Genomic DNA, 2,561 nt, shown 5'->3' with positions numbered 1-2,561 from the left:
AATCATCCCTTCTACTATGGGAGAGCCTCTAATGTATAAACACTTTAATGAAATAATAAACATATGTCATGAATATGGATTAAAATTTAATCTAAAAACTAATGGATCTTTTCCTGCGAAGGGAGCTCAGAAATGGGCAGAGTTATTAGTACCGATTTTATCAGATATAAAAATTTCCTGGAATGGGGCTAGTAAAGAAGTAAATGAGAAGACTATGATTGGCTCAAAATGGGAAGCTGTAACAAAAAAATTAAAAACCTTTCTTGACGTACGAGATGAGAATTTTTCTAAAACAAAAAACGGTGTAGTGTTACTTTGCAATTAACATTTTTAGAAAGTAACCTAATAGAGTTGTATGATATAGTGAAAATGGCTATAGGGTTAGGTATTGACAGAGTTAAAGGACATCATCTGTGCGCACATTTTGAAAAAAATTAAATATTTATCAATGAGAAGAGATGAAACATCAATAAATAGATGGAATACTGAAGTAAAAAGATTACATGAATTAAGAGATGCTATGTTATTGCCAAATGGCAAGAAGATAATATTAGAAAATTTTACTATCCTTGCTAAAGAAGGAGTAGAAGATTTAGCTCCAGGTGGTCCATCTCCATTCTTAGTTAAAGAAGCGTGGGTTAATCCTAAGGAAAATTTAGCCCTTGTGCTCCTGATGAGTTACGAAAAACGCTAGGAAATTTTAGTAATGTAAATGAAGTAAAATTAGAAGATATATGGCAGAGTAACCAATATAAAGACTTACAAAAAACTATTTAATCATGAGTTATGCAAGACATGCAATATGAGAAAACCGTTGATCAGTTAACAGAGAGTAATAACCTTAATAGTTTAAAGCTTATTAAAATTTCACCTTGCAAGCAATTCAACACATTGGAGGAAAAACCATTATATACAAAAAGATTTCTTCATGTAGAGAAATTTCATGAACCAGGACTTGCTCCTGTGTATGATAAAAGATGAGCTTATCATATTAATTTCAAAGGAGAAGCAGCTTATATTAAAGGTTTAGTAAGACCCATGGATTTTATTGTGGAAGAGCGGCGGTAGAAGATGAAGCTAGGTGCTTCCTAGATTCTCATGCTAACAGAGGATACAAGCAATCATACAAATGTGTTGGAAACTACCAAGAAAATATTTGTGTAGTAAGAAAATCTAATAAATTTTACCATATTGATTGACACGGTAATAAACTTTACCAGGAAGCATATGATTATGTTGGAGATTTCAAAGATGATATTGCTGTAGTTTATAAGGATGGTAAGTCTACTCATATTAATCCTCAAGCAAAATTAATATATAATAAGTGGTATAAACAGCTAGGTATTTTTTATAAAGGATTTGCTATAGCAGAAAATAATAATGGTTGGTTTCATGTAGATCTAGTAGGTAATGCAATTTACCTACAAAGATATAAAACAATTGAGCTATTTTATAATGGACTTGCTATGGTTAAGGCTTACGACGATACTTTAGGACAAATTGATACCACAGGCAATATAAAATTTGTTATTTCTTTACCAGAGCTAGAAGCTCAAATACATACAATTTCTGCAGAACTTGCCGGTTTTTGGAAAACCTATTTGATAAATGTCGCCATTGAGCTTGATTTATTAAATATCTTACCAGCAACTACTGAATTATCTATCAATTAGGTATTATTGAGCAAAATTTACAAAGATTACTCAGAGCTCTGTGGGAAATAGAAGTAATATCATATAACCAAATAAGTATTTGTGGCAAGTTTTACCAAAAGGAGAATTTCTAAAAATTAGTTCATTTTTGCCTCAGGCAAAAAAAATGTGGGCAAGAGTTGCTGCTGAAAAAAAAGGTTAAAAATAACAGGCTTATTAAAACAAAAAAAACTATATATTCATTTGCGTCTTTTAAGGAACAAGAAACTGCTTTAAAAATATAATTTTATCAAGCCTTGACATGTTATACTAAACTTGATACTAGGGAATTTTATAGCAAAATAAATATAGCATACAATACAAATATATTACTATTTGTCATACATTCTTTAGCTTTAATTGAAACCTTAAGTAATAAAGATAAGAACTCTATAAACTTAAATCATTATAACGATCAAGAAATTCCAGAGGAATTAATAAAAAACTATAATGTTAGTTTGATTACTCAAGATAATTTAGCCAAAAATTATGACAAGCATATTTTGTCGTTTCTTGCAAAATCATGATGATGAGAAAGTAATATTTTATTTAAGACTTGCAAAAGTTAAGAAAATAACGCGTATTTTGCTAATTGAAACAATTTAACTGATAATTCACCAATTGGGGGTGCTGTAGATATCAATATAACGGTTGAAACCGGTGGAAAATTAAGAAAATTGAATGATTGGGAAGCAATATTAACACAAGTAGGTGATTTAAAAATATCTGATGTGTTACCTTTAACTGATTTTTTATCAGTTATTGATATCAGGTATCAGTAATATGGAAAAATTACAAGGTGATGGTTTTTTTATTATAAAGAATCTTATTTCTTTAGACTTGGTTACTTGGCATTTAAACGATATTAAA

Annotated in this window: 4 protein-coding genes and 2 pseudogenes; all 6 read left to right on the top strand. The window is 29.7% G+C overall.

From position 1 onward, the window contains the following. Nucleotides 1-325 (top strand): annotated as a pseudogene (locus tag REIS_RS16245) (radical SAM protein); the annotation flags it as partial. A 63-nt stretch (nucleotides 326-388) separates the two neighbouring features. Beyond that, nucleotides 389-694 carry a hypothetical protein gene (locus tag REIS_RS16240; RefSeq protein WP_241760984.1) on the top strand — a complete coding sequence of 102 codons (306 nt, stop codon included), beginning with the start codon at nucleotides 389-391 and terminating at the stop codon, nucleotides 692-694. 8 nt (nucleotides 695-702) lie between these two features. Continuing rightward, nucleotides 703-777 (top strand): annotated as a pseudogene (locus REIS_RS16235) (hypothetical protein); the annotation flags it as partial. A gap of 9 nt (nucleotides 778-786) precedes the next feature. After that, the gene (locus REIS_RS16230) at nucleotides 787-981 is read left to right on the top strand and encodes a hypothetical protein (RefSeq protein ID WP_241760983.1); all 195 of its coding nucleotides are present in this window, start codon (nucleotides 787-789) and stop codon (nucleotides 979-981) included. Nucleotides 982-1,466: 485 nt separating this feature from the next. Next, the gene (locus tag REIS_RS16225; protein ID WP_241760982.1) at nucleotides 1,467-1,673 is read left to right on the top strand and encodes a hypothetical protein; all 207 of its coding nucleotides are present in this window, start codon (nucleotides 1,467-1,469) and stop codon (nucleotides 1,671-1,673) included. A 275-nt stretch (nucleotides 1,674-1,948) separates the two neighbouring features. Continuing rightward, a complete protein-coding gene (locus tag REIS_RS16220) occupies nucleotides 1,949-2,218 on the top strand; it encodes a hypothetical protein (RefSeq protein ID WP_241760981.1) in 270 nt (89 codons plus the stop codon). The last annotated feature ends 343 nt before the right edge of the window (nucleotides 2,219-2,561 follow it).

This window comes from Rickettsia endosymbiont of Ixodes scapularis, assembly GCF_000160735.1.
Taxonomy (GTDB): domain Bacteria; phylum Pseudomonadota; class Alphaproteobacteria; order Rickettsiales; family Rickettsiaceae; genus Rickettsia; species Rickettsia tamurae.
The sequence above is the reverse complement of the archived record's forward strand: the minus strand, read 5'-3'. Positions and strand labels throughout refer to the sequence as shown.

What these genes read in the sequence shown, in the direction of transcription:
- REIS_RS16225 (WP_241760982.1), top strand. Translation starts at nt 1,467, where the DNA reads ATGGTTAAGGCTTACGACGATACTTTAGGACAAATTGATACCACAGGC.
- REIS_RS16230 (WP_241760983.1), top strand. Translation starts at nt 787, where the DNA reads ATGCAAGACATGCAATATGAGAAAACCGTTGATCAGTTAACAGAGAGT.